This window comes from Azorhizophilus paspali (assembly GCF_043587585.2).
GTDB classification, from domain to species: domain Bacteria; phylum Pseudomonadota; class Gammaproteobacteria; order Pseudomonadales; family Pseudomonadaceae; genus Azotobacter; species Azotobacter paspali.
Genome location: NZ_CP171449.1, coordinates 1,684,715 through 1,705,831, shown reverse-complemented (window position 1 = coordinate 1,705,831; position 21,117 = coordinate 1,684,715). Strand labels below are relative to the sequence as shown.

At 64.7% G+C, this 21,117-nt stretch carries 21 protein-coding genes and 4 tRNA genes; 4 read left to right on the top strand and 21 right to left on the bottom strand.

Annotated elements, in window-relative coordinates; translation table 11 throughout:
- Positions 1–141: 141 nt before the first annotated feature.
- The 10 genes from ACGI6K_RS08540 to ACGI6K_RS08495 form a co-directional block, all read right to left on the bottom strand.
- Positions 142–217: transfer RNA gene (locus ACGI6K_RS08540), tRNA-Glu, on the bottom strand.
- A 47-nt stretch (positions 218–264) separates the two neighbouring features.
- Positions 265–340: transfer RNA gene (locus ACGI6K_RS08535), tRNA-Ala, on the bottom strand.
- Between the two features lie 55 nt (positions 341–395).
- Positions 396–471: transfer RNA gene (locus ACGI6K_RS08530), tRNA-Glu, on the bottom strand.
- A 47-nt stretch (positions 472–518) separates the two neighbouring features.
- Positions 519–594 (bottom strand) — tRNA-Ala (locus ACGI6K_RS08525).
- 100 nt (positions 595–694) lie between these two features.
- A complete protein-coding gene (gene ssuB, locus ACGI6K_RS08520; RefSeq protein ID WP_376947910.1) occupies positions 695–1,495 on the bottom strand; it encodes an aliphatic sulfonates ABC transporter ATP-binding protein in 801 nt (266 codons plus the stop codon).
- Positions 1,492–2,286 carry an aliphatic sulfonate ABC transporter permease SsuC gene (ssuC, locus tag ACGI6K_RS08515; RefSeq protein WP_376947912.1) on the bottom strand — a complete coding sequence of 265 codons (795 nt, stop codon included), beginning with the start codon at positions 2,284–2,286 and terminating at the stop codon, positions 1,492–1,494. Before ssuC ends, ssuB begins: the two co-directional genes overlap by 4 nt.
- An 89-nt stretch (positions 2,287–2,375) precedes the next feature.
- Positions 2,376–3,524 carry an FMNH2-dependent alkanesulfonate monooxygenase gene (ssuD, locus tag ACGI6K_RS08510; RefSeq protein WP_376947914.1) on the bottom strand — a complete coding sequence of 383 codons (1,149 nt, stop codon included), beginning with the start codon at positions 3,522–3,524 and terminating at the stop codon, positions 2,376–2,378.
- A 55-nt stretch (positions 3,525–3,579) separates the two neighbouring features.
- Positions 3,580–4,542, bottom strand: coding sequence for a sulfonate ABC transporter substrate-binding protein (locus ACGI6K_RS08505; RefSeq protein ID WP_376947916.1), 963 nt, complete (start codon positions 4,540–4,542; stop codon positions 3,580–3,582).
- A gap of 94 nt (positions 4,543–4,636) precedes the next feature.
- Positions 4,637–5,230, bottom strand: a complete 594-nt coding sequence (gene ssuE / locus ACGI6K_RS08500; protein WP_376947918.1) for an NADPH-dependent FMN reductase — start codon at positions 5,228–5,230, stop codon at positions 4,637–4,639.
- Positions 5,231–5,240: 10 nt separating this feature from the next.
- Complete coding sequence (locus ACGI6K_RS08495; RefSeq protein WP_376947920.1) at positions 5,241–5,879, bottom strand: peroxiredoxin; 639 nt, start codon at positions 5,877–5,879, stop codon at positions 5,241–5,243.
- A gap of 219 nt (positions 5,880–6,098) precedes the next feature.
- On the opposite strand from ACGI6K_RS08495, the gene ACGI6K_RS08490 reads away from it, so the two are divergent.
- Together ACGI6K_RS08490 and ACGI6K_RS08485 are read left to right on the top strand one after the other, a co-directional pair.
- The gene (locus ACGI6K_RS08490; protein WP_394543757.1) at positions 6,099–7,097 is read left to right on the top strand and encodes a sulfate ABC transporter substrate-binding protein; all 999 of its coding nucleotides are present in this window, start codon (positions 6,099–6,101) and stop codon (positions 7,095–7,097) included.
- Positions 7,098–7,176: 79 nt separating this feature from the next.
- Positions 7,177–8,157 carry a 2-hydroxyacid dehydrogenase gene (locus ACGI6K_RS08485; protein WP_376947924.1) on the top strand — a complete coding sequence of 327 codons (981 nt, stop codon included), beginning with the start codon at positions 7,177–7,179 and terminating at the stop codon, positions 8,155–8,157.
- A 118-nt stretch (positions 8,158–8,275) separates the two neighbouring features.
- Here ACGI6K_RS08485 and ACGI6K_RS08480 read toward each other — a convergent pair whose 3' ends face one another.
- From ACGI6K_RS08480 to ACGI6K_RS08435, 10 genes are all read right to left on the bottom strand, one after another.
- A complete protein-coding gene (locus ACGI6K_RS08480) occupies positions 8,276–8,446 on the bottom strand; it encodes a hypothetical protein (RefSeq protein ID WP_376947925.1) in 171 nt (56 codons plus the stop codon).
- A 267-nt stretch (positions 8,447–8,713) separates the two neighbouring features.
- Positions 8,714–9,733: an ABC transporter substrate-binding protein gene (locus ACGI6K_RS08475; RefSeq protein WP_376947926.1), complete on the bottom strand. Its 1,020-nt coding sequence runs from the start codon at positions 9,731–9,733 to the stop codon at positions 8,714–8,716.
- Positions 9,734–9,788: 55 nt separating this feature from the next.
- Entirely contained in the window at positions 9,789–10,547 is a 759-nt protein-coding gene (locus tag ACGI6K_RS08470; protein ID WP_377968496.1) for an SDR family NAD(P)-dependent oxidoreductase, read from the bottom strand.
- Positions 10,548–10,741: 194 nt separating this feature from the next.
- On the bottom strand, positions 10,742–11,608 hold the full coding sequence (locus tag ACGI6K_RS08465; RefSeq protein ID WP_376946148.1) for an ABC transporter permease: 867 nt from the start codon (positions 11,606–11,608) through the stop codon (positions 10,742–10,744).
- Positions 11,609–11,770: 162 nt separating this feature from the next.
- Positions 11,771–12,601: an ABC transporter ATP-binding protein gene (locus ACGI6K_RS08460; protein WP_376946146.1), complete on the bottom strand. Its 831-nt coding sequence runs from the start codon at positions 12,599–12,601 to the stop codon at positions 11,771–11,773.
- Between the two features lie 4 nt (positions 12,602–12,605).
- Positions 12,606–13,637: an ABC transporter substrate-binding protein gene (locus ACGI6K_RS08455; RefSeq protein ID WP_376946144.1), complete on the bottom strand. Its 1,032-nt coding sequence runs from the start codon at positions 13,635–13,637 to the stop codon at positions 12,606–12,608.
- A gap of 113 nt (positions 13,638–13,750) precedes the next feature.
- The gene (locus tag ACGI6K_RS08450) at positions 13,751–14,638 is read right to left on the bottom strand and encodes a TauD/TfdA dioxygenase family protein (protein ID WP_376946142.1); all 888 of its coding nucleotides are present in this window, start codon (positions 14,636–14,638) and stop codon (positions 13,751–13,753) included.
- Positions 14,639–14,899: 261 nt separating this feature from the next.
- Positions 14,900–15,331: a hypothetical protein gene (locus ACGI6K_RS08445; protein ID WP_376946140.1), complete on the bottom strand. Its 432-nt coding sequence runs from the start codon at positions 15,329–15,331 to the stop codon at positions 14,900–14,902.
- A gap of 228 nt (positions 15,332–15,559) precedes the next feature.
- Positions 15,560–17,143, bottom strand: coding sequence for a rhodanese-related sulfurtransferase (locus ACGI6K_RS08440; RefSeq protein WP_376946138.1), 1,584 nt, complete (start codon positions 17,141–17,143; stop codon positions 15,560–15,562).
- The gene (locus ACGI6K_RS08435; RefSeq protein WP_376946136.1) at positions 17,140–17,748 is read right to left on the bottom strand and encodes a cysteine dioxygenase; all 609 of its coding nucleotides are present in this window, start codon (positions 17,746–17,748) and stop codon (positions 17,140–17,142) included. Before ACGI6K_RS08435 ends, ACGI6K_RS08440 begins: the two co-directional genes overlap by 4 nt.
- Positions 17,749–17,846: 98 nt before the next feature.
- On the opposite strand from ACGI6K_RS08435, the gene ACGI6K_RS08430 reads away from it, so the two are divergent.
- Positions 17,847–18,758 (top strand): LysR family transcriptional regulator, encoded by a 912-nt coding sequence (locus tag ACGI6K_RS08430; RefSeq protein ID WP_376946134.1) that lies wholly within the window; start codon positions 17,847–17,849, stop codon positions 18,756–18,758.
- Between the two features lie 245 nt (positions 18,759–19,003).
- Here ACGI6K_RS08430 and ACGI6K_RS08425 read toward each other — a convergent pair whose 3' ends face one another.
- Positions 19,004–19,666, bottom strand: a complete 663-nt coding sequence (locus ACGI6K_RS08425; protein WP_376946132.1) for an NADPH-dependent F420 reductase — start codon at positions 19,664–19,666, stop codon at positions 19,004–19,006.
- Positions 19,667–19,769: 103 nt separating this feature from the next.
- Between ACGI6K_RS08425 and ACGI6K_RS08420 the strand changes: the two genes are divergently transcribed.
- On the top strand, positions 19,770–20,663 hold the full coding sequence (locus ACGI6K_RS08420; RefSeq protein ID WP_376946158.1) for a LysR family transcriptional regulator: 894 nt from the start codon (positions 19,770–19,772) through the stop codon (positions 20,661–20,663).
- The last annotated feature ends 454 nt before the right edge of the window (positions 20,664–21,117 follow it).

Sequence of the window (21,117 nt, the reverse complement as noted above, 5' to 3'; positions counted from 1 at the left end):
GCACCGCTGCCCCCCCTGCCGAGTGGCCAACCCATGCCACGCGGCAGGATCCGAGCAGAAGCACTTGGCGGAAGAATATCGGCAGCAAACAAAAAGGGTCACCCATACGAGCGACCCTTTTAACCCATTGGAGGGTAGAACTGGCGTCCCCTAGGGGACTCGAACCCCTGTTACCGCCGTGAAAGGGCGGTGTCCTAGGCCACTAGACGAAGGGGACGGAACCTTCGATGACAAAAGCGAAAATCAAGCGCTCTTGCGTGAAATTGGTGGAGCTAGACGGGATCGAACCGTCGACCTCTTGCATGCCATGCAAGCGCTCTCCCAGCTGAGCTATAGCCCCGAATTCGGTATCTCGCGATACCAACAGCAACGACTCCGTCGCCGCTGTTGAAAACTGGCGTCCCCTAGGGGACTCGAACCCCTGTTACCGCCGTGAAAGGGCGGTGTCCTAGGCCACTAGACGAAGGGGACGGAACCTCCGATGACAAGAGCGAAACTCAACCGCTCTTGAGTGAAATTGGTGGAGCTAGACGGGATCGAACCGTCGACCTCTTGCATGCCATGCAAGCGCTCTCCCAGCTGAGCTATAGCCCCATCTCAAGGACGGGGCGCATATTAGGGGCCATCCCTGACCCTGTCAACAGATTTCTCGATTTTTTTTGCCATTAGAACAATTACTTACCGGACACACCGTTCAAAACGCAGCGCCTGCCGCGCTACGCTCCGAGCGGGGCTCGCTCTCGTTCGGCGGGGCGGCCGCCGGCGCGAGCACCCGATCGAGGACCTCCGCCTCCAGCGCGGCGAGACGGGCGGACCCGCGGCTACGCGGGCGCGGTAGGTCGACCGGCAGATCCAGGCCGATACGCCCTTCCTCGATCAGGATCACCCGGTCGGCGACGGCGACCGCCTCGCTGACGTCATGGGTGACCAGCAGCACGGTGAAGCCATGCTGCTGCCAGAGCCGTTCGATCAGTTGCTGCATTTCGATGCGGGTCAGCGCATCCAGCGCCCCCAGCGGCTCGTCGAGCAGCAGCAGGCGCGGACGGTGGATCAATGCTCGGGCCAGCGCCACGCGCTGCTTCTGGCCGCCGGAGAGCGCCGCCGGCCACTCCCCAGCGCGCTCGGCCAGCCCCACCTCGGCCAGAGCCTCCTCGGCACGGGGACGCCAGTCGCCGGACAGACCGAGACCGACATTGTCGATTACCCGCTTCCAAGGCAGCAGGCGCGAATCCTGGAACATCAACCGGGTATCTTCGCGCGCCTGCGCCAGGGGTACCTGGCCGGCCAGCAGCGCGCCGCCGCTGGGTGCGTCCAGCCCCGCCAGCAGGCGCAGCAGCGTGCTCTTACCGCAGCCGCTGCGACCGACCACGGCGACGAACTGCCCGGCCGGAATATGCAGATCGATCGCCTTCAACACCTGCCGTTCGCCGAAAGACTTGTGGATGCCTTTGATCCCCAGCGGAATGCCGTTCTTCAAATTCTGCAGAGCGCTCATTGGGCACCTGCCTTGACCTGATAGGCCGGATGCCAGCGCAGCCACAGGCGCTCCAAGGTACGCGCCGCCACGTCGGCCAGCTTGCCGAGCACGGCGTAGAGCAGAATCGCCAGCACCACCACGTCCGTCTGCAGGAACTCGCGGGCGTTCATCGCCAGGTAACCGATGCCAGAACTGGCGGAAATGGTTTCCGCGACGATCAGCGTCAGCCACATGAAACCGAGGGCGAAGCGCACGCCGACCAGGATCGACGGCAGCGCACCGGGCAGGATCACCTGACGGAACAGAGAGAATCCGGACAGCCCGTAGCTGCGCGCCATTTCCACCAGGCCGGCATCGACGTTGCGGATGCCGTGGTAGGTATTCAGGTAAATGGGGAACAGGGTGCCAAGGGCGACCAGGAAGATCTTCGCCGACTCGTCGATGCCGAACCAGAGGATCACCAACGGGATCAGTGCCAGGTGCGGCACGTTGCGCACCATCTGCACCGAGCTGTCCAGCAGGCGCTCGCCCCACTTCGACAGGCCGGTAATAAAGCCGAGCAGCAGGCCCAAGCCGCCACCGATGGCGAAGCCGATGCTGGCGCGCCAGCCGCTGATGGCCAGGTGCGACCAGATTTCGCCGCTGGAGAGCAGTGCCCAGCCGGCTTCCAGCACCGCACTCGGTGCCGGCAGGATGCGGGTGGAGAGCCATCCGCTGGCCACCGCCCCCTGCCAAAACCCGAGTAACGCCAGCGGCAGCACCCAGGGCGACAGGCGCAGGGCCAGTTTGTCGATGTTGCGTATGGTCATGGATGGAAACCTCTTCTCGTCTTGCCTGAACTCAGGAAATTGCCTTCCGGCCCGCCCCCGACGGGAACGGGCCGGATCGGGGAGACGCTTCAACTCTGCGCCGCGGCCTTGGGCAGGATGTCGTTGGCCACCACCTCGCCGAACGGACTGACCTGGCCGCGACCTTCGATCCCGGCCGGCCGGGCCAGATCCAGGTGCGGGAAGAGCAGTTCGGCGACCCGATAGGATTCTTCTAGGTGCGGATAACCGGAGAGTACGAAGGTGTCGATGCCGAGCGCGGCGTACTCCTTCATCCGCGCTGCCACGGTCGGCCCGTCGCCGACCAGTGCGGTGCCGGCCCCGCCACGCACCAGGCCGACGCCGGCCCAGAGGTTCGGCGATACCTCCAGATTCTCCTTGCTGCCACCATGCAGGGCGGCCATGCGCTGCTGGCCGACCGAGTCGAAACGCGCCAGCGAGGCCTGGGCCTTGGCGATGGTTTCGTCGTCCAGGTGGCTGATCAGCCGGTCGGCAGCCTCCCAGGCCTCCTCGGTGGTTTCGCGAACAATCACGTGCAGGCGGATGCCGAAACGCACCGTGCGGCCATAGCGGGCGGCACGGGCGCGCACATCGACGATCTTCTCGGCCACCGCGGCCGGCGGCTCGCCCCAAGTCAGGTAGAGGTCGACCTGTTCGGCGGCCAATTCGTGGGCGGCCTCCGAGGAGCCGCCGAAATACAGTGGTGGATGAGGCTGCTGCAGCGGCGGGAAGAGCAGCTTGGCGCCCTCGACCTGGATGTGCTTGCCCTGCAGGTCGACGGTTTCGCCGGACAGCACGCCCCGCCAGATGCGGGTGAACTCGGTGGCCGCCTCGTAGCGCTCGGCATGGGACAGGTGCAGGCCTTCGCCGGCCAATTCTTCTGGGTCGCCACCGGTCACCAAGTTGAACAGCGCGCGACCGCCGGACAGCCGGTCGAGCGTCGCCGCCTGGCGTGCCGCCACGGTCGGCGAAATGATCCCCGGACGTAGGGCGACGAGGAATTTCAAACGCCGGGTGACCGGGATCAGCGAGGCGGCGACCAGCCAGGAATCCTCGCAGGAACGTCCGGTCGGAATCAGCACGCCGCCGAAGCCGAGCCGGTCGGCGGCCTGGGCGATCTGCTGCAAATAAGCGTGGTCGACGGCGCGGGCGCCCTCGGCGGTGCCCAGGTAGTGGCCGTCGCCGTGGGTGGGCAGGAACCAGAAAACATTCAGACTCATGGAGTGGTCTCCTTTCGATCGGGGGCTTGGAACTGCGCGGACGAGGACAGCCGGACTACTGACGAACCACCTTGGCCGGAGGGGTCCACACCACCTCCTTGATGCTCAGGCGCTTGGGAATCAGCTTCAGCTCGGCGAAGGTGTCGGCGATCTTCTGCTGCGCCGCGACCACCTCCGGGCTGAGCGGCTGCGCGCCATAGCCCTGGCGCACTACCGCTTCGTGGGTGATTTCCAGGGGAAGACCGATCAGCGGGGCGACCTGCTGGGTGACTTTCTGCGGATCGGCCTTGGAATCCTCGTCGATGCCGCGAACCTCCTCGATCAACGCCTCGATCACCTGCGGATGCTTGCCGACGTAGGCGCCCGTGGCCAGATAGAACTGATGGTTGTCGACGATCCCCTGGCCGTTGCGCAGGGTGCGTGCCGCGAGCTGCTTCTCGGCGGCGGCCTGGAAGGGGTCCCAGATCACCCAGGCATCTACCCGGCCGCTCTCGAAAGCGGCGCGGCCGTCGGCCGGCGGCAGGTACACGGGCGTGATGTCCTGGATACCGAGGCCCGCCTCCTCCAGAGCGCGAACCAGCAGGTAATGGACGTTGGAGCCCTTGTTCAGGGCAACCTTCTTGCCCTTGAGCTCGGCGACGCTCTTGATCGGCGAATCCTTGGCTACCAGGATCGCCTCGCCCAGCGGAGCCGGCGGCTCGTAGGCGACATAGCGCAGATCGGCGCCGGCGGCCTGGGCGAACACCGGCGGCGTCTCGCCGGTCGCGCCGAAATCGATAGAGCCGACGTTCAGGCCCTCCAGCAGTTGCGGGCCGCCTGGGAACTCGGTCCACTGCACCTCCACGCCCTGCTCCGCCAAGCGCTTCTCGAGCGAGCCCTTGCCCTTGAGCAGCACCAGGGTGCCGTATTTCTGATAGCCGATCCGCAGGGTCTCGGCCTGAGCCTGGGTGATGGCGCCGAAGGAAAAGGTTGCCGCAAACAGGACAACCAGGCTTCGACGCGAGACGATGGCGCGCATGGGCGGCCTCTCCTTCGCATTGATTGGGTGTAACCTGCTCGCCCGTTGACGGGCCAGTAAGGTGGGGCGCGCTTGGCGTGAGCGGCCTGGAAGATCAGAGACTCCGGCGGATGGGTTCCAGCCGGTCGTCGGAAAGCCGAGCATCCAGAGGTCCGCTCCGGCGGATCAGGGCGGCGACCAGATCCTCGAGCGACTCGTCGACCCGCAGAAGCAGTTCGTCGTTGAAGCGGGCCGGCTGATCGCCTTCGGGATAGACGATGTGCGCATCCACGGCGAACACGCCGGTCAGCACTTCCTGAGCTTTGAGCGCCGAAAGCACCGGCTTGAGGGCGTAATCCACCGCCAGCAGGTGAGCCGGGCTGCCGCCGGTGACCAGCGGCAGTACCACCTTGTCGGTCAGCACCCGCTCGGGCAGCAAGTCGAGCAGCACCTTCAGGGCGCCGGAGAAGGACGCCTTATACACCGGCGTCGCGACGATCAGACCGTCGGCCAATCCCACCGTAGCCTGCAGATCGCGCACCGCGGCGCTGTCGAAACGGGCATGGAGCAGTTCCTCGGCGACGAAATCGCGCACTCGGATCAGCGACACTGCGATCCCGCGGCTCTCCAGGTAGGTACGGGCGTACTCCAGTAGCAGCTCGCCGCGCGAGCGTTGCGAGGGGCTGCCGGAAAGCAGAACGACGTGCATGGCGATCTCCTTATCGGTTCGGCTGCGGAGTCAGGCGCAGATAGGGCTTCACCGCGCGGAAACCTTTCGGGAAGCGCTGCTTGAGCTCTTCCGGGTCCTGCAGCGAGGGTACGATCACCACCTCGTCGCCTTCCTTCCAGTTGGCCGGGGTGGCGACCTTGTAGTTGTCGGTCAGTTGCAGCGAGTCGATCACCCGCAGAATCTCGTGGAAGTTGCGCCCGGTGCTCGCCGGATAGGTGATGATCAGCCGCACCTTCTTGTTCGGGTCGATAATGAACAGCGAACGCACGGTCAGGGTATCGTTGGCGTTCGGATGGATCAGATCGTAGAGGTCGGATACCTTGCGGTCGGCATCGGCGATGATCGGGAAGTCGACCCGGGCGCCCTGGGTCTCCTCGATGTCGCCGATCCATTTCAGGTGGGAGTCCACCGGGTCCACCGACAGGGCGATGGCCTTGACGTTGCGCTTGGCGAACTCGTCCTTGAGCTTGGCGGTGAAGCCCAGTTCGGTGGTGCACACCGGGGTGAAATCTGCCGGATGGGAGAAGAGGATTCCCCAGCCGTCGCCCAGCCATTCGTGGAAACGGATACGGCCGGTGCTGGAATCCTGTTCGAAGTCGGGCGCGATGTCGCCGAGACGGATGCTCATGGTCTGCTCCTGCAGTGTGGTCCTGAATTGCCGGCCACTATGCGCAGGACGACTAGAAAATAAAAAGAATAAATTTTGATTTGTTAATTACCAATAGACATAAAAAGACAGCGCCGACAGGGGAATATTCAAGTAACCAAATATTCTTTTATGGAATAAAAAGCTTATCTTATAGTTCTTACATCTCTCATCCGTACTACTATTGCTTGGATCGTCTTCATGAAGCGATTGCTGACCTCTTCCCTGCTGGCGGCCGGCGTGGCCCTGGCCTCCGTCGCCAGCCAGGCGGCCTCTTTGCTGAACGTCTCCTACGACGTGATGCGCGACTTCTACAAAGAGTACAACCCGGCCTTCCAGAAACACTGGCAGGCCGAGGGCAACCCACCGGTACAGATCCAGATGTCCCACGGCGGCTCCAGCAAGCAGGCGCGCGCGGTGATCGACGGCTTGCCGGCCGACGTCATCACCATGAACATGGCCACCGACATCAATGCCCTGTACGACCACGGCAAGCTGATTCCGCAGAACTGGGCCGAACGCCTGCCGGACAACAGCGCCCCCTTCACCTCGGCGACCGTGTTCATCGTCCGCAAGGGCAACCCGAAACAGCTCAAGGACTGGCCCGACCTGCTCAAGGAGGGCGTGCAGGTGGTAGTGCCCAATCCCAAGACCTCGGGCAACGGCCGCTACACCTACCTATCGGCGTGGAGCTACGCACTGAAGAACGGTGGCGACGACAAAGCCGCGCGCGACTTTGTCGGCAAGCTGTTCAAGCAGGCGCCGGTGCTCGACACCGGCGGTCGCGCCGCTACCACCACCTTCATGCAAAACCAGATCGGCGACGTGCTGGTGACCTTCGAGAACGAGGCGGAAATGATCGCCCGCGAATTCGGCCGCGGCGGCTTCGAGGTGGTCTATCCCAGCATCTCCGTTCAGGCCGAACCGCCGGTGACGGTGGTCGACAAGGTGGTCGACAAGAAGGGCACCCGCAAGGAGGCCGAGGCCTACCTGAAATACCTGTGGTCCGACGAGGGCCAGCGTATCGCCGCCAACAACTACTTGCGCCCGCGCAATCCGAAGATCCTCGCCGAATTCTCCGACCGCTTCCCCAAGGTCGAACTGCTCGACGTGGTGAAAACCTTCGGCGACTGGCCGACCATCCAGAAGACCCACTTCAACGACGGCGGCGTATTCGATCAGGTCTACGGCGGACGCTGAGCGCGGTCGCCCGCCCCGGTGGACGAGGGAGGCCTCGTCCATCCCATACAGCCCCCGTTCCTGCCCACAACAAAAGCCCATGAAAAAGAACGTCTTCGTCTTCAGCCGCCTCGCTCCCGAGCATCAGGCGCGCCTGCGGCAGCACTTCAACGTCACCCTCCTCGACCCGGCCGGCGACATCGCCGCCCAATACGCCACGGCGCTGCCCGAGGCCCACGGCCTGCTCGGCGTGGGCCGGCCCTTCGGCCGCGCCCAGTTGGAGCCGGCCCGGCGACTGGAAGCGATCGCCAGCATCTCGGTGGGCTATGACAACTACGACCTGACCTACCTCGACGAGCGTGACATCATCCTCACCAATACCCCGGACGTGCTCACCGAAACCACCGCGGACCTGGGCTTCGCCCTGCTGATGAGCGCCGCCCGCCGCGTCGCCGAACTCGACGCCTGGGTCAAGGCCGGCCATTGGCAGGCAGCGGTCGGCCCGGCGCTGTTCGGCTGCGACGTGCACGGCAAGACTCTCGGCATCCTCGGCCTCGGCAAGATCGGCGCGGCTATCGCCCGGCGCGGACGCTTCGGCTTCGGCATGCCGGTGATCTACCACGGCAACGGCCGCAAGCCTGAACTGGAGGCGGAACTCGGCGCCGGCTACCGCAGCCTCGACGAATTGCTCGGCGAGGCGGATTTCGTCTGCGTGGTGGTACCCCTGAGCGAACGCACCCACCATCTGATCGGCCGCCGCGAACTGGCGCTGATGAAACCCTCGGCGATCCTGATCAACATCGCCCGCGGCCCGGTGCTCGACGAACCAGCCCTGATCGAAGCCCTGCGGGAAAGGCGCATCCAGGCCGCCGGACTGGACGTCTACGAAAAGGAACCGCTCAAGGACTCGCCGCTGTTCGCCTTGCCCAACGCGGTCACCCTGCCGCACATCGGCTCGGCGACCCACGAAACCCGCAGGGCCATGGCCGAGCGGGCCATCGACAATCTCGAACGCGCCCTGCTCGGCGGCACCCCGCGGGACATCGTCAACCCGCAGGTCTGGGCCCGTCGTCAGGCGTGACCGACCGACTTCGGCACAGCGCCTTGTGCAGCTTACCCACCGCCTTCACCCTGCGCCAGGATGCAGTAGGCCAGCACAGCGCCATGAGCCTGCTCGGCGGCGCTGACGTGCTGGCGGCTCATCGGCCGCGATTGCCGGTAGGCACCGCCGGTGACCTGTACCTTGCAGGCCCCCGGCAACCGAGCGGAATGCCTTTGCGGCCCCGCCGGGCCATGCCGGCGAGCACCGTCTCGTCCTCATCGCAGGCATAACCCTCGCTGCTGTCCTGGATCGGCACCGCGTGTTTCATCGGCGTGCCTCCTTCCATTCGCCGCACCCGGCCCGACGAGACCGCGCGGACGATCCCGGCAGCAGGGTGAATGGCCGAAGCCATCCACCCCTGGTGGAAAACGCTGCGCGGTTTTCCATCCTACAAAGCTGCTTCGATCGCGGGCGGATTCGCTCACCGCGCCCTCGCCGGCACGGGGTTTCTCAGGCGCTCTTCAACGACCCGCGCGCCTTGGCCATGCTCATCGAGGAAGTCGGCCTGATCCTGCAGGGCGCCGATCGGGGCGCCTCAGCTCCCCTCGGTGTCGTAGGCTTCCTCGAAGAAATAGTCCTTCCAGGAGGCCGCCTTGTGCTTCAGCACGCCCAGCTTGTAAAGCTTCTCGGCGTAGATGAAGGTGCGCTGCGGCACTATGGTGAAGTCGTTTTCCTCATCCTCGACGATCTTCTCCACCAGCTCCGGTGCCAGCTTGGAATTCTCCACGCGGATGTAGGTCTGCGCCGCGGCGGGCTTGTCGGCCTTGACGATGCGTTCGGCCTCGGCCAGGGCTGCATAGAAGGCGCGGTAGGTCTTGGGATTGTCTTTGTGGAACTTTTCGGTGGTGTAGAGCACGTTGAAGGTCGCTGGCCCGCCGAGGATGTCGTAGGAGCTGATCAGCTTGTGCACTTTCGGGCTCTCCAGGGCCTGGTAGTAGAAAGGCGCGCTGGAGAAATGCGCGGTGACTTCCGAGCCGCCCGAGGTCAGCGCCGCGGTGGCGTCGGGATGCGGCAGGCTGACGCTGATGTCGTCGAAGCGCTTGAAGCGCTCCTTGCCATAACGCTTGGCCGCCTCGATCTGCAGGGTGCGCGACTGAAAACCGACACCGGCGGCGGGCACCGCGATGCGGTCCTTCTTGCCCAGGTCGTCCAGCGACTTCACCGCCGGATTGTTGCTCAGCAGGTAGTTGGGCAGCGAACCCAGCGCGGCGATGGCCTTGACATTCTGCCGGCCGCGGGTGCGGTCCCACATGGTCAGCATCGGCGGCACGCCGGCCGACACCACGTCGAGGGCGCCGGCCAGCAGCGCCTCGTTCATCGCGGTGGCGCCGGAGATGTTGCGCCACTCCACTTGGATGTCGATGCCCTGTTCCTTGCCGTGCTTCTCGATCAGCTTCTGGTCGCGGACCACATCGAGCAGCAGATAGCCGATGCCGAACTGCTGGGCGATGCTGATCTTGCCCTCGGCCTGGGCCAGCAGGGAGAAGCTGCCCAGAAGCCCGGCGAGCACGCCGGCAGCCAGTCGGGCGGGACGAAAATGGGTTTTCTTCTGCATGGGAAATCTCGGTGAGCGCCCGCGCGTTCCGCGCGCGGGATGGCGGATGTGGGATTCAGTCGCGGTCCACGGCGAACGGCTGCCAGGCCTGGCGGGTCGGCATGATTTCCAGGCGATTGATGTTGATGTGCGCCGGCAGGCTCGCCACGTAGAAGATCTGCTCGGCGATGTCCTCGGCGGTCAGCGGCGTGGTCCCGCGATACAGCCGGTCGGACGCGGCCTGGTCGCCCTTGGTGCGCACCAGGGTGAATTCGGTCTCGGCCATGCCCGGCGCGATGTCGGTGACCCGCACGCCGGTGCCCAGCAGGTCGCAGCGCAGGTTGTAGCCGAACTGCTCGACGAAGGCCTTGGTCGCGCCGTAGACGTGGCCGCCCGGATAGGGCCAGTGGCCGGCGACCGAACCGAGGTTGACGATGCTGGCGCCTTGGCCGCTGGCGATCAGGGTCGGCAGCAGCGCGTGGGTGACGTTGACCAGGCCGGTGACGTTGGTGTCGATCATGGTGTGCCAGTCCTCCAGCGCCACCTCCTGCGCCGGCTGCGGAGCCAGGGCCAGGCCGGCGTTGTTGATCAGCGCCCGAACCTGGCGGAAGCCCTCGGGCAGCGCCGCGACCACCTGGCGCACAGCCTCGGCGTCGCGCACGTCGAGCACGGCGATGTGCACCGGTACCTTGCCCTGGAGTTCTTCCTGCAACGCCTGCAAGCGTTCCAGACGACGACCGCTGAGAACCAGGGACCAGCCCGCGGCGGCGAAGCGGCGCGCCGCGGCGCGGCCGAAACCGGAGGTGGCACCGGTGATGAAGACGATGTTACCCATCTGCAAATCTCTCGTTGCGACTACATGAAAGGGAAAAACGGAAGGTTTCCAGGCCGTGCGAAAACATGGCGAGCAAAGGTCAGGCAAGGCGAAATCAGGCGAAGACGCGAAGCTTACGAGCAGTCCGAAACGCCGTGTCCCCGCTCGATTTCAACGCAGCCTGGCCGAGCGCAATGGTTTTCACATGGCCTGCATCAGCGCTGCATGCCCCAGCGCCTGACGGTGTAGCGTTCCAGCAGGGCGAAGACCAGGCTTTCCACCAGCAGGCCAATGAGGATCACCACTGCGAGCCCGGCGAACACCTTGTCGGTGTACAGCTCGTTGCGGTTCTGGAAGATGTACCAGCCGAGCCCGCCCTGCCCGGACGAGGCGCCGAACACCAGTTCGGCGGCGACCAGGGTGCGCCAGGCGAAGGCCCAGCCGATCTTAAGGCCGGAGAGGATCGACGGCAGCGCGGCGGGCACCAGGATCAGGGCGACAAAGCGCAGCCCGCGCAGACCGTAGTTGCGCCCGACCATGCGCTGGGTTTCCGGGACGCCGAGAAAGCCGGCGTAGGTGTTCAGCGCCAGCGACCAGAGCACCGAATGCACCAGCACGAAGATCAGGCTGCCCTCGCCCAGGCCGAACCAGAGCAGCGCTACCGGCAGCAGGGCAATGGCCGGCAGCGGGTTGAACATCGCCGTCAGGGTCGACAGTAGGTCGCGGCCGAGCTGGCTGGAAACCGCCAGGGTGGTCAGGACGAAGGCCAGCAGGATGCCGATCAGATAGCCCTTGACCAGTACCGACAGGGAGATCGCCACCTTCTCCAGCAATTCGCCGCTGGCCAGGTCCTCGACTAGGGCGTGGGCGACCTGCAGGAAGCTCGGCAGTAACAGGTCGTTACCCTGCAGGCGGGCAGCCACTTCCCAGAGCAGCGCCAGCGTCATGAGGATCAGCGACTTGCGCAGCCAAGCCTGCTGCCACAGGCGCTGCGCTAGCGACAGCTCGCGCTCGAGCGGCAGATCGGTCAAAGGTTGCAGGGCGATTTCGTATTCCGGTCGCAGCGGCGGAGTCTGGCTCATGGCGTGTTTTCCGTAGAGTCGTGGGTAAAAACGGGAAGCTGCGGGAGCCGGCCGCGTAGGGTGGGAAATGGCCGCAGGCCTTTCCCACCGGCGGCATGGCCATGGTGGGCAATCGCTGCGCGAGTTGCCCACCCTGCTCGGCTATCGCCGCCGGGCTGATGCCTACGCGGCATGCACGGCGGCGGGGTTTTCCCCTTCCTCGAACAGCAGCCGGTGGATGCGCCGGGCGGCGTGCTGGAAATCGGCGCTGCCGCTGCTTTGCAGGTCGAAGGCGTGGCTGGCGACTTCGGCGCGGACCCGTCCCGGATGCGGCGAGAGCAGCAGGATGCGGTTGCCGACGACCAGCGCTTCCTCGATCGAATGAGTGACGAATAGCAGGGTGAACTTCACCTCCTGCCACAGTTCGAGCAGCTCCTCCTGCATCCGCCGCCGGGTCAGCGCGTCCAGTGCGGCGAAGGGCTCGTCCATCAGCAGGATCTTCGGCTGCATGGCCAGGGCGCGGGCGATGGCCACGCGCGCCTTCATGCCGCCGGAGAGGGTGTGCGGATAGGCATCGGCGAAGTTGGCCAGGCCGACCTTGGCTAGGTAATGCAGGGCGCGCTCCTCGGCCTCGCGGCGGTTCAGAGTGCGCGTGGCCAGCAACGGGAACATCACGTTCTGCTTGACCGTCTTCCACGGCGGCAACTGGTCGAACTCCTGGAACACGGCGATGCGGTCGGGCCCCGGCTCGCGGACTTCCCGGCCGTCCAGGCGGATCGCGCCGTCGCGCGGACGGATGAAGCCGGCCACCGCCTTGAGCAGGGTCGACTTGCCGCAGCCGGAGGGGCCGAGCAAGACGAAGCGGTCGCCCGAATCGACTTCGAAGCTGACTTCGTGGGTGGCGCGCACCACCCGCTCCGCGGTGCGGTATTCGAGGCTGACGCCTTCGACTTGCAGCAGCGGCCGGAAAGCCGTCGCCACGCCGGGTACGGCATCCTGGAGAAAGGCGTTCATCGTCTCAACTCCCCTCGGCCAGCCTGGGATCGGGGAAGAAGTAGTCCTGCCAGGAGGCCGGCTTGTTCTTCAGCGTGCCGACCCGGTGCAGGAACTCGGCCAGCGGATAGGTATTTTTCGGCGTCACGCTGAACTCGAACTTGTCGTTGTCGATGATTTTCAGCAGCGCGTCCTTGTCGATCTTCGCCCCGGTCACGCGGATGTAGGTCTCCGCCGCGGCGCCCTTGTCCTTCTGCGCGAAATCGGCCGCCTCGGCCAGCGCGTCGACGAAGGCCCGGTAGGTCTTCGGGTTTTCCTTGCGGAATTTCTCGGTGGCGTACAGCACGGTCGGCGAGTTCGGCCCGAGCAGCTCGTAGGTGTCGAGCACCACGTGCACGTTGGAGTTTTCCAGCGCCTGGTTTTGGAACGGCGGGTTGGAGAAGTGCCCGGTCAGCTCGGTGCCGCCACTGGTCAGGGCCGAGGTGGCCTCCGGGTGCGGCAGCGCGACCGTGTACTTGTCCAACCGGTTGTAATACCTGTCGCCCCATTGCTTGGCGGCGGCGTACTGCAAAAAGCGCGACTGGACGGAGACACCCACCGCCGGCACGGCGATGCGGTCCTTGTCGCCGAAGTCGGCGATGGTCTTGACCTTGGGGTTATTGCTCAGCAGGTAGTACGGGAAGTTGCCCAGCGAGGCCACGCCTTTGACGTTCTGCCGGCCGTGGGTGCGGTCCCAGACGGTCAGCAGCGGACCGATGCCGGCTCCGGCGATGTCGATGGTTCCGGCCAGCAGCGCGTCGTTGACCGCCGCCCCGCCGGACAGTTGGGTCCAGTCGACCTTGATGTCGAGGCCCTGCTCCTTGCCGTGCTTTTCGATCAGTTGCTGGTCGCGCACCACGTTGAGCAGCAGATAGACGATACCGAACTGTTCGGCGATGCGGATTTGGCCTTCGGCGTGGGCCGCCGCCGGAGTCAGCAGAGGGCCGGCTAGACCGAGCCCCAGAGCGATGGCGCTGGCCAGACGGCGAATCGCGGGAATGCGTTTGCCTGGAAACATGGGAAGCTCCATGGAAGATGCGTGAAATGGGTCACCGAAAGTCGTTCGGCCGGCGATGCAACCGAAGGCACGGACACGCGCGGCCAGTCGGCGCACGCGTGCCCGCGCACGGCTCAGAACGGTACGTCGCCCTGGATGGTGGTACGGTGCATCCGGCGCGGCAGGTGGTTCGGGCAGCCGGTGGCGAGATGGATCAGCGCGCGGTTGTCCCAGAACAGCAGGTCGTTCTCCTGCCAGCGGTGACGATAGGTGAACTCCGGGCGGATACTATGGGCGTAGAGTTCCGCGAGCAGTCGGCGGCTCTCGTCCTCGGGAATATCGAGGATGCGGGTGGTGAAGTTCTCGTTGACGAACAGGCCCTTGCGTCCGGTTTCCGGATGGGTGCGCACCACCGGATGGACGACCTCCCTCACCTCTTCCAGTTGCGCCGTGGTCAGCGTCGGCCGGCGGATACCCTTGAAGACTTCGTCCTCGTAGTGCGCGGTGTAGGAATGCACCGCCCGGCGTCCCTCGACGGCCTTGCGCAACGCCTCCGGCAGGGTTTCGTAGGCGAGCTGCTGGTCGGCGAACAGGGTGTCGCCACCCTCTTCCGGCAGAATCCGCGCATACAGCATGGCGCCCATGCTCGGGATTTCCTTGTAGGAGAGGTCCGAATGCCAGAGCTTGCCGGCGTCGCCCAAGCCGATCGGCCTGCCGTTCTCGATGATGTTGGAAATGATGAAAATTTCCGGATGGCCGGCGAGCAGGAACTGCTTGAGGACATGGATCTGCAGTTCGCCAAAGCGGCGGCTGAAAGCGATCTGTTGCTCGGGGGTGATGTGCTGCTCGCGAAACACCAGCACCCGGTGGTCCAGGAAGGCTTGGTGAATACGGGCGAAATCCGCCGAATTGACCGGAAGGGACAGATCCAGGCCGAGGATTTCGGCACCCAGCACCCCACCGAGGGGACGGACTTCGAATGACTGGGTAGGAGCAGACAACAAGGATTCAACCGCTGACATGGGGATCTCCAAAACGCATGTCGGGCATGGCCCGAAGGAAAAAACTGGCTTGGACACGAATGACGCATCCATTTCTCTTCATGCGGCTCGGCGGTTGACCGACAAGTACGCGACAGGCGCACTCTAATGGAATATGAATCTTTATTTAAATAACTTTTAAGCCTAAGTTAATGACTGCTCTTTCCGGTGCACGGGTACCCGCTCGGACGCAGGCGAAAGCCCCGCAGCCGCCTCCCAAAGGGAGGCGGCCGAGACAAAAGATCAGTCTTTCTCGATCCGCTCGCCCATGGGCTCGGGAACGAGCATCAGCTTGCCGTTCATGTCGCGGCAGACGCCGGAACGGGTCTTGCCGTCCGGTGCGGAGAAGGAACCGGTGTCGCCGGCCTTCTTGCCTTCGCAGGCCTTGGCGGAACCCGCAGCCGACGGCGGCGGGCCCTTGCGCCCGCCATGCTCGGGCATCGCCGCGAGCTTGCCGTTCAGGTCGCGGCAGGTACCGGTCATGGTCCGGTCGTCGGGGCCGGCGAAGGATGCCGTATCGCCCGCCTTCTTGCCCTCGCAGGCGGTGAAGGCGGCGGCCGGCGGCTCCATGTGCCCGTGCCCGCCAGGCGGATGACCGGCATGCTTCTCCTCGGCGGCCATCGCCAGGGGCGAGGCCAAGCAGGCCAGCAGCGCGATGTGACGGATGTACAGCATGTTTCACCTCTCTGGGCTTCGTGCGAAACGCCCATCAAAGCATAGCTACCCGTCGAGCGCTGACTCTTTACGCTTTCGATACAGTCCCCCGCGCGGCACGAACCCAGGCGATCCGCTCATGTGAAAAAATCGAACGCCGTCGCGAGACCGTCTCCAAGCGTCCGTAGCACAACGCGGCAGCGGGCGTTCGGAGGCGGTCGCAGTAGGCGGGAGTTTTTTCACAGCCGCTCAGATCACGAAGAAGCTGTGGGTACCGTCGCGGCCCAGTTGCTCGACCAGACCGAACTCCCAGTCCAGATAGGCCTGCATGGCTTCGCGCGGATTGTCGGTGCCCTCGTAGGGACGCCGGTAGCGGTCGCTGCGCGGCACCGCTAGGGCGGTCTCGCCCTCCTCCAGCGGCAGGCCGGCGGCGATCCAGCTCGCGCTGCCGCCGGCCAGGACGAACACCGGCTTGCCGGTCAGCGCGTGCAGTTCGTCCACCGCGTAGCGCGCCAGCAAGCTGCTGCCGCAGGTGACCACGTAGCGCGCGGCCGGCGGCAGTTTCTCCAGGGCCTGCGGCAGTTGCGCGCGCAGCGCCCACCAGGCGCCGGGAATGTGTCGCTTGACGTAGTTGGCGCTGGTGGTGAAGTCCAGCACCAGGGTGTCGCCCTCGGCCAGCCAGGCCTGCAGGGTCTCGGGCGCGATCTCCTCGGCTTGCGGCGCCGGCGGCACCGGCGCCGACCAGCCGCCCCGTTCGGTGAGGTCCGCGGCGTCCAGACCGTCCAGTACGTGCACCTCCCAGCCCATCTGCGCCAGCCAGGAAGCGCTCATGTTGGCGCGCACGTCGTCGTCGTCGGCCAGCACGATGCGTGCGCCGCGCACGCTGGCGAAATGATCGGTTTCCTGGACCAGTTGGCCGCCCGGCGTGGAGCGCGCTCCCGGCAGGTGGCCGGCCTCGTACTCCTCCGGGGTGCGCACGTCGAACAGGTACGTGGTGCGGCCGGCCTCCTCCCGCCAACGCGCCAGGTCGGCCAGAGCGGCGCGACCGACGCCGGCCTTGTCGGCCACCGCGCGGGCGGACTGCGCGGCGATGGCGCGGTTCTCGGCGGAGACTTCGGGGAATCTGCGGCTCTGGCCGTGCTCGAGCCGCTGGCCGGCCAGGGTCCAGCCGATGGTGCCGTTGCGCAGCGCCGCCACCGGGTTGGGAATTCCGGCGTTGACCAGCGACTGGGTGCCGATGATGCTGCGGGTGCGTCCGGCGCAGTTGACGATCACCTGGGTTCGAGAGTTCGGCGCCAGTTCGCGTACGCGCAGCACCAGTTCGGCGCCGGGCACGCTGGTGCCGCCGGGGATACTCATGGTCTGGTATTCGTCGAAACGCCGGGCATCCAGCACCACCACATCGGCCTTTTCGTCGAGCAGCGCCTTGACCTCCTCGGCGGCCAGCGACGGGGTATGGCGCTCGGCCTCGACCAGTTCGCCGAAGGACTTGCTCGGCACATTGACGTCGATGAACAGCTCGCCGCCGGCGGCGCGCCAGCCGGCAAGTCCGCCCTCCAGCAGGGCGACATCGCTGTAGCCCAGCGCCAGCAGGCGCTCGGCGGCCCGCTCGGCCAGGCCCTCGCCGTCGTCGTAGACGGTGACCGGCGCGGTACGCCGCGGCACCCGCGCATAGACTTCGATGTCCAGGCGCGACAGCGGGATGTTGGCGGCGAACAGCGGGTGGCCCTCGGCGAACGGGGCCTCTTCGCGCACGTCCAGCAGGGCCACCTCCTCGCGCGCCAGCAGGGCGGCGCGAATGTCGGCGAAGGAGCGGATGGCGATGCGGCTCATGGGCGGGCACTCTCTTTGGACTGGTCCCAGATATTGGGCAGGAATTGGTTGGAATAGCCGGAAATGAACGGCTTCTCGCTGCCGTCCGGCAGATAGACGGCGCGCCGCACGGCGCCGATGTTGGCGCCATAGACATGGATGCTGATCGACGGCTGGTCGGGACTGGCGTTGAACACCCGGTGGATGTCGCCGATCCGCGGCGACACCGCCTCGACCTGGCCGGGCGAGAGGCGCACCGGATCGCCGATCGGACGCAGACCCTCGGCACCCAGTTCGAAACTCTGCGCGTCCTCGGCGCCGCGCAGCATGCCGATCAGGCCCCAGACCCGGTGATCGTGCACCGGCGTGGTCTGCCCCGGCCCCCAGACGAAGCTGACCACCGAAAAGCGCTGGCGGGAGTCGGCATGCAGCAGGTACTGCTGGTAACGTTCCGGATCGGGCTGGGCGAACGCCTCCGGCAGCCAGTCGTCGTGGCGGACCAGTTCGCCCAGCAGCGACCGGCCTTCGCGCAGTACGCTCTCCTCGTCGGGGTGACGGTCGAGCAGTTCGCCCAGGGTGCTGACGAAATCGCGCAGGCGGTCCAGGCGCAGGGGGGATTCACTCATCGTCGCTTATCCATTGTGTGACAAGATAGCGTCACGTTACCAAGCGCCCTATCATTATCAAAATGCACTTTATTCATAAGCTAATATGCTAGCAACGCATGAAAACAGATGACATCGAAGCCTTCGTCGCCGTCGTCCGCTGCCAGTCGCTGAGCCTGGCCGCCGACAGCCTGCAACTGACCCAGTCGGCGATCACCCGCCGCGTGCAGAATTTCGAGGAAGACCTCGGCACCCTGCTGCTCGACCGCAACACCAAGCCCCTAAAGCCCACGGCCATGGGCCTGCGCGTCTACGAACAGTGCCGCGAGGTGCTGCGCAGCATGGACGCACTGCGCGAGATCGTCGCCCGCGACGCCCCGCCCAGCGGCACCCTGCGCCTGGGCGTGCCGCAGACCATCGGCGACGTGGTGCTGCTCGACACCCTGGAACAGTTGAAGAACACCTATCCCGAACTGCAGACCCAGGTCTCCGGCGGCTGGGGCAGTACCCTGCTGGAGCGCCTGGAAAACCTCGAACTGGATGCCGTGGCGGCGCTGTTCCCCACCAGCAAGAGCTTTCCCGAGGGCATCGCCGCCACCTCCCTCGGGCGCCTGCGGCTTCTGGTGGTGGCCGCCCGCGGCAGCGGGAACAAACGCGGCGGCAGGCTCGCCGACTGCTGCGAACGCGGCTGGGTGCTCAACCCGGACGGCTGCGGCTTCCGCGCCGGCCTGCAGCACGCCCTGGCCGAACAGGGCCTGAAACTGCGGATCAACCTGGAAACCTTCGGCAGCGAACTGCAGCTCGGCCTGGTGGCGAAGAACCTCGGCCTCGGCCTGGTTCCCGAGCCGCTGTTGCTGGCCAGCCGCTACCGCGAGCAGTTGGAAGTCGTCACCCTCGCCGACTTCAAGCCGACGGTCGACCTCTGGCTGCTGCAGCCGCGCTTCGTCGGCAACCTGCACGGCGCCATCGAACTGTTCGGCAACCTGGTGGCCCGCCACCTGGCCTCGCCGCCGGCGATGGGTGGCGTCTGAACGGAGGTGGAGTCATTCGTTCGCGGAGGGTGATGCTCCTGTAGGGTGGAAAACGACCGAAGGTCTTTTCCACCGGGTATTGCGGGAGGGATGCGGATTGGGGGAAAACGCTGTGCGGTTTTCCAGCCTGTGTGGTAGCCACTTACCATGTTGGAAAGCGTGGTGGGGGCAGCAGTACGACCCAAAGTTGACATTGCCCTCAGTTAGTTCCAAGTCTTCTCCCGATCCAGTGGGTTGTGGGCTGTTCAGCGGCGCCACGATCCCTCGGGCAATTCGACCTGCCGATGGGCCGCAGCCAAGGCGGCCTTCAGTCCCTCTTTATCCAACCGTATGCAGTAGGCGGGTTTAGCCCGTTCGAATCGCCAGCTTTCATCAAGGCTGCCCGCATCTACCGCGTCGAATCCAATTTCGTCCAGCAACTTGATCACCAGCGCTTTCGCTGCGGGATCATCCGCAGCGATCGGCAGTGCACGTCGGTCGGGCGCCGCTTTCGGGCGCGAGTCCTGCACCAGGTCCTGGGCGAGGATTGCATTGAATACCTTGACCACGCTGGAGTGGGGCAGATGCTCGGCGAGCAGGCGGCTGGTGGTGGTTTCGAATCGGTCGAGAGCGGCAATATGACCGTCGCGTTTCGGGTAGTAATTGTTGGCATCCAGCACGGTTTTGCCCTCCAGCCACTTGGCCGGCACGCTTCGGTAATGCCCAAGAGGAATTGCCACGAGTACAACTTCGCCAAAGTGTGCTGCGTCCTCGACAGTGCCGACCTGACTGCCAGGAATACCACTGAGCACGCTGCTCATGGTCTGTGGCCCACGCGAATTGCTGAGCATCGCCTCGTGTCCCGCCGCGATGACCAATTGCGCCACCGCACGTCCGATGAAGCCTGCCCCAATAATGCCGATACGCATGTCCTTGCTCCGCTGATTGGTAAGAAGAAACCATGATGATTGCCAACCAAGGGCAGATAAATAATCATCGGATACTTAGTCTCGTTACTAGGAGTGTTGAATGATGGATCGCCTGACGAGCATGGGGGCGTTTGTGATGGCGGCGGAATCCGGCTCCTATGCCAGCGCCGCCGAGCGATTGGGCCTGTCGCCGCAGATGGTGGCCAAGCATGTTGCCGCGCTTGAGCGGCGACTAGGCGCGCGGCTACTGAACCGTACCACCCGACGTCAGAGCCTGACTGAGTTGGGCAGCGCTTACTACGAACGCTGTAAGCACATTTTGAGCGAGGCTCAGGCGGCCGACTCCCTTGCGCAGATCATGAACGACACCCCGCGCGGCAAACTAAAAATCAGCGCTCCCGTAACGTTCGGCTCCTATAGCCTCATGCCCTTTGTGACGGAGTTTTTGCGTCAACACCCGGCGGTCGAAATCGATCTGCATTTGACCGATCGCTTCGTCGATCTGGTGGAGGAGGGTTATGAAGTGACTTTCAGGATTGGCCCATTGGCCGCGTCCAGTTTGACCGCCAGGCCGTTGGCGCCTTATCGATTGGTAGCCTGTGCGGCACCGAGCTATCTGACCGACCGCGGAGTACCGCAAATACCGAGTGATCTGAAGAACCATGAGTGTCTGGGGTATGCCTATTGGTCCCGGCCAGCCGACCGCGAATGGGTATTCTGCAAAGGCTCCGCAGTTGAACAGATACAAGTCTTCAGTCGATTGCATGTCAACGAGAGCAAAGCACTGCTGTCGGCAGCGCTGGACGGGTTCGGGATTGTCCTTGGACCCGAGGACTTTCTTGAGCCCGCGTTGCGCGGCGGCGAGTTAGTTCGACTGCTAGCTGATTACGAAGCACCGAGCCGACAAATGCATTTGCTCTACACAGCCAATCGTCAGAAAACAGCCAAACTCCGACGATTTATCGATGCTGCGCTCGCCCGCTTTGGTGCTCCTTGAACAGGCTTTTGAGTTGTCTCAGCCGCATTGACCTGTGATTGATCTCGGTCGCAGGCTACTGCTTCATTGACTGGCTGCTTTGGCCGCTTGTTGCCTAACACGACCGGCAGGTTTTGGGCGACTCAGGCACGTCATGCTCGGCAGAAGTCGACCCAGACCGGCCGGTCGCCACAGGCGACAAGCGGCCAGAGGCGGTCACTGGTTCATACCCAGGCTAATGGAAACCTTTGATGGGGTGAATCCGAGTATGTCCAGTGAGGCCGATCTTTAGGGGGGGGCTTGACCCGTAGCACGAAATCACGTAAAAAATAAGGGCTTTTACGCGATAAAAGTGTCAGGGTACCTGTCTTGATACTTAGTCAGGCGTTTCGCCAGACTCAAAGAAATTGCTTGGATTTAATCCGCAGAGAAGATCTGCGGGCCTACAATCGCAAGCTCATTCCGGCCCGCAGAT

Bases quoted from the DNA above. Each gene is read 5' to 3' on its own strand.
- ACGI6K_RS08475 (WP_376947926.1), bottom strand. From the start codon at position 9,733: ATGCAGAAGAAAACCCATTTTCGTCCCGCCCGACTGGCTGCCGGCGTG.
- ssuB (WP_376947910.1), bottom strand. From the start codon at position 1,495: ATGAGCGCTCTGCAGAATTTGAAGAACGGCATTCCGCTGGGGATCAAA.
- ACGI6K_RS08490 (WP_394543757.1), top strand. From the start codon at position 6,099: ATGAAGCGATTGCTGACCTCTTCCCTGCTGGCGGCCGGCGTGGCCCTG.
- ACGI6K_RS08505 (WP_376947916.1), bottom strand. From the start codon at position 4,542: ATGCGCGCCATCGTCTCGCGTCGAAGCCTGGTTGTCCTGTTTGCGGCA.
- ssuE (WP_376947918.1), bottom strand. From the start codon at position 5,230: ATGCACGTCGTTCTGCTTTCCGGCAGCCCCTCGCAACGCTCGCGCGGC.
- ACGI6K_RS08440 (WP_376946138.1), bottom strand. From the start codon at position 17,143: ATGAGCCGCATCGCCATCCGCTCCTTCGCCGACATTCGCGCCGCCCTG.
- ACGI6K_RS08465 (WP_376946148.1), bottom strand. From the start codon at position 11,608: ATGAGCCAGACTCCGCCGCTGCGACCGGAATACGAAATCGCCCTGCAA.
- ACGI6K_RS08450 (WP_376946142.1), bottom strand. From the start codon at position 14,638: ATGTCAGCGGTTGAATCCTTGTTGTCTGCTCCTACCCAGTCATTCGAA.
- ssuD (WP_376947914.1), bottom strand. From the start codon at position 3,524: ATGAGTCTGAATGTTTTCTGGTTCCTGCCCACCCACGGCGACGGCCAC.
- ACGI6K_RS08470 (WP_377968496.1), bottom strand. From the start codon at position 10,547: ATGGGTAACATCGTCTTCATCACCGGTGCCACCTCCGGTTTCGGCCGC.
- ACGI6K_RS08445 (WP_376946140.1), bottom strand. From the start codon at position 15,331: ATGCTGTACATCCGTCACATCGCGCTGCTGGCCTGCTTGGCCTCGCCC.
- ACGI6K_RS08480 (WP_376947925.1), bottom strand. From the start codon at position 8,446: ATGAAACACGCGGTGCCGATCCAGGACAGCAGCGAGGGTTATGCCTGC.
- ACGI6K_RS08435 (WP_376946136.1), bottom strand. From the start codon at position 17,748: ATGAGTGAATCCCCCCTGCGCCTGGACCGCCTGCGCGATTTCGTCAGC.
- ssuC (WP_376947912.1), bottom strand. From the start codon at position 2,286: ATGACCATACGCAACATCGACAAACTGGCCCTGCGCCTGTCGCCCTGG.
- ACGI6K_RS08420 (WP_376946158.1), top strand. From the start codon at position 19,770: ATGGATCGCCTGACGAGCATGGGGGCGTTTGTGATGGCGGCGGAATCC.
- ACGI6K_RS08485 (WP_376947924.1), top strand. From the start codon at position 7,177: ATGAAAAAGAACGTCTTCGTCTTCAGCCGCCTCGCTCCCGAGCATCAG.
- ACGI6K_RS08425 (WP_376946132.1), bottom strand. From the start codon at position 19,666: ATGCGTATCGGCATTATTGGGGCAGGCTTCATCGGACGTGCGGTGGCG.
- ACGI6K_RS08495 (WP_376947920.1), bottom strand. From the start codon at position 5,879: ATGAGCATCCGTCTCGGCGACATCGCGCCCGACTTCGAACAGGATTCC.
- ACGI6K_RS08430 (WP_376946134.1), top strand. From the start codon at position 17,847: ATGAAAACAGATGACATCGAAGCCTTCGTCGCCGTCGTCCGCTGCCAG.
- ACGI6K_RS08455 (WP_376946144.1), bottom strand. From the start codon at position 13,637: ATGTTTCCAGGCAAACGCATTCCCGCGATTCGCCGTCTGGCCAGCGCC.
- ACGI6K_RS08460 (WP_376946146.1), bottom strand. From the start codon at position 12,601: ATGAACGCCTTTCTCCAGGATGCCGTACCCGGCGTGGCGACGGCTTTC.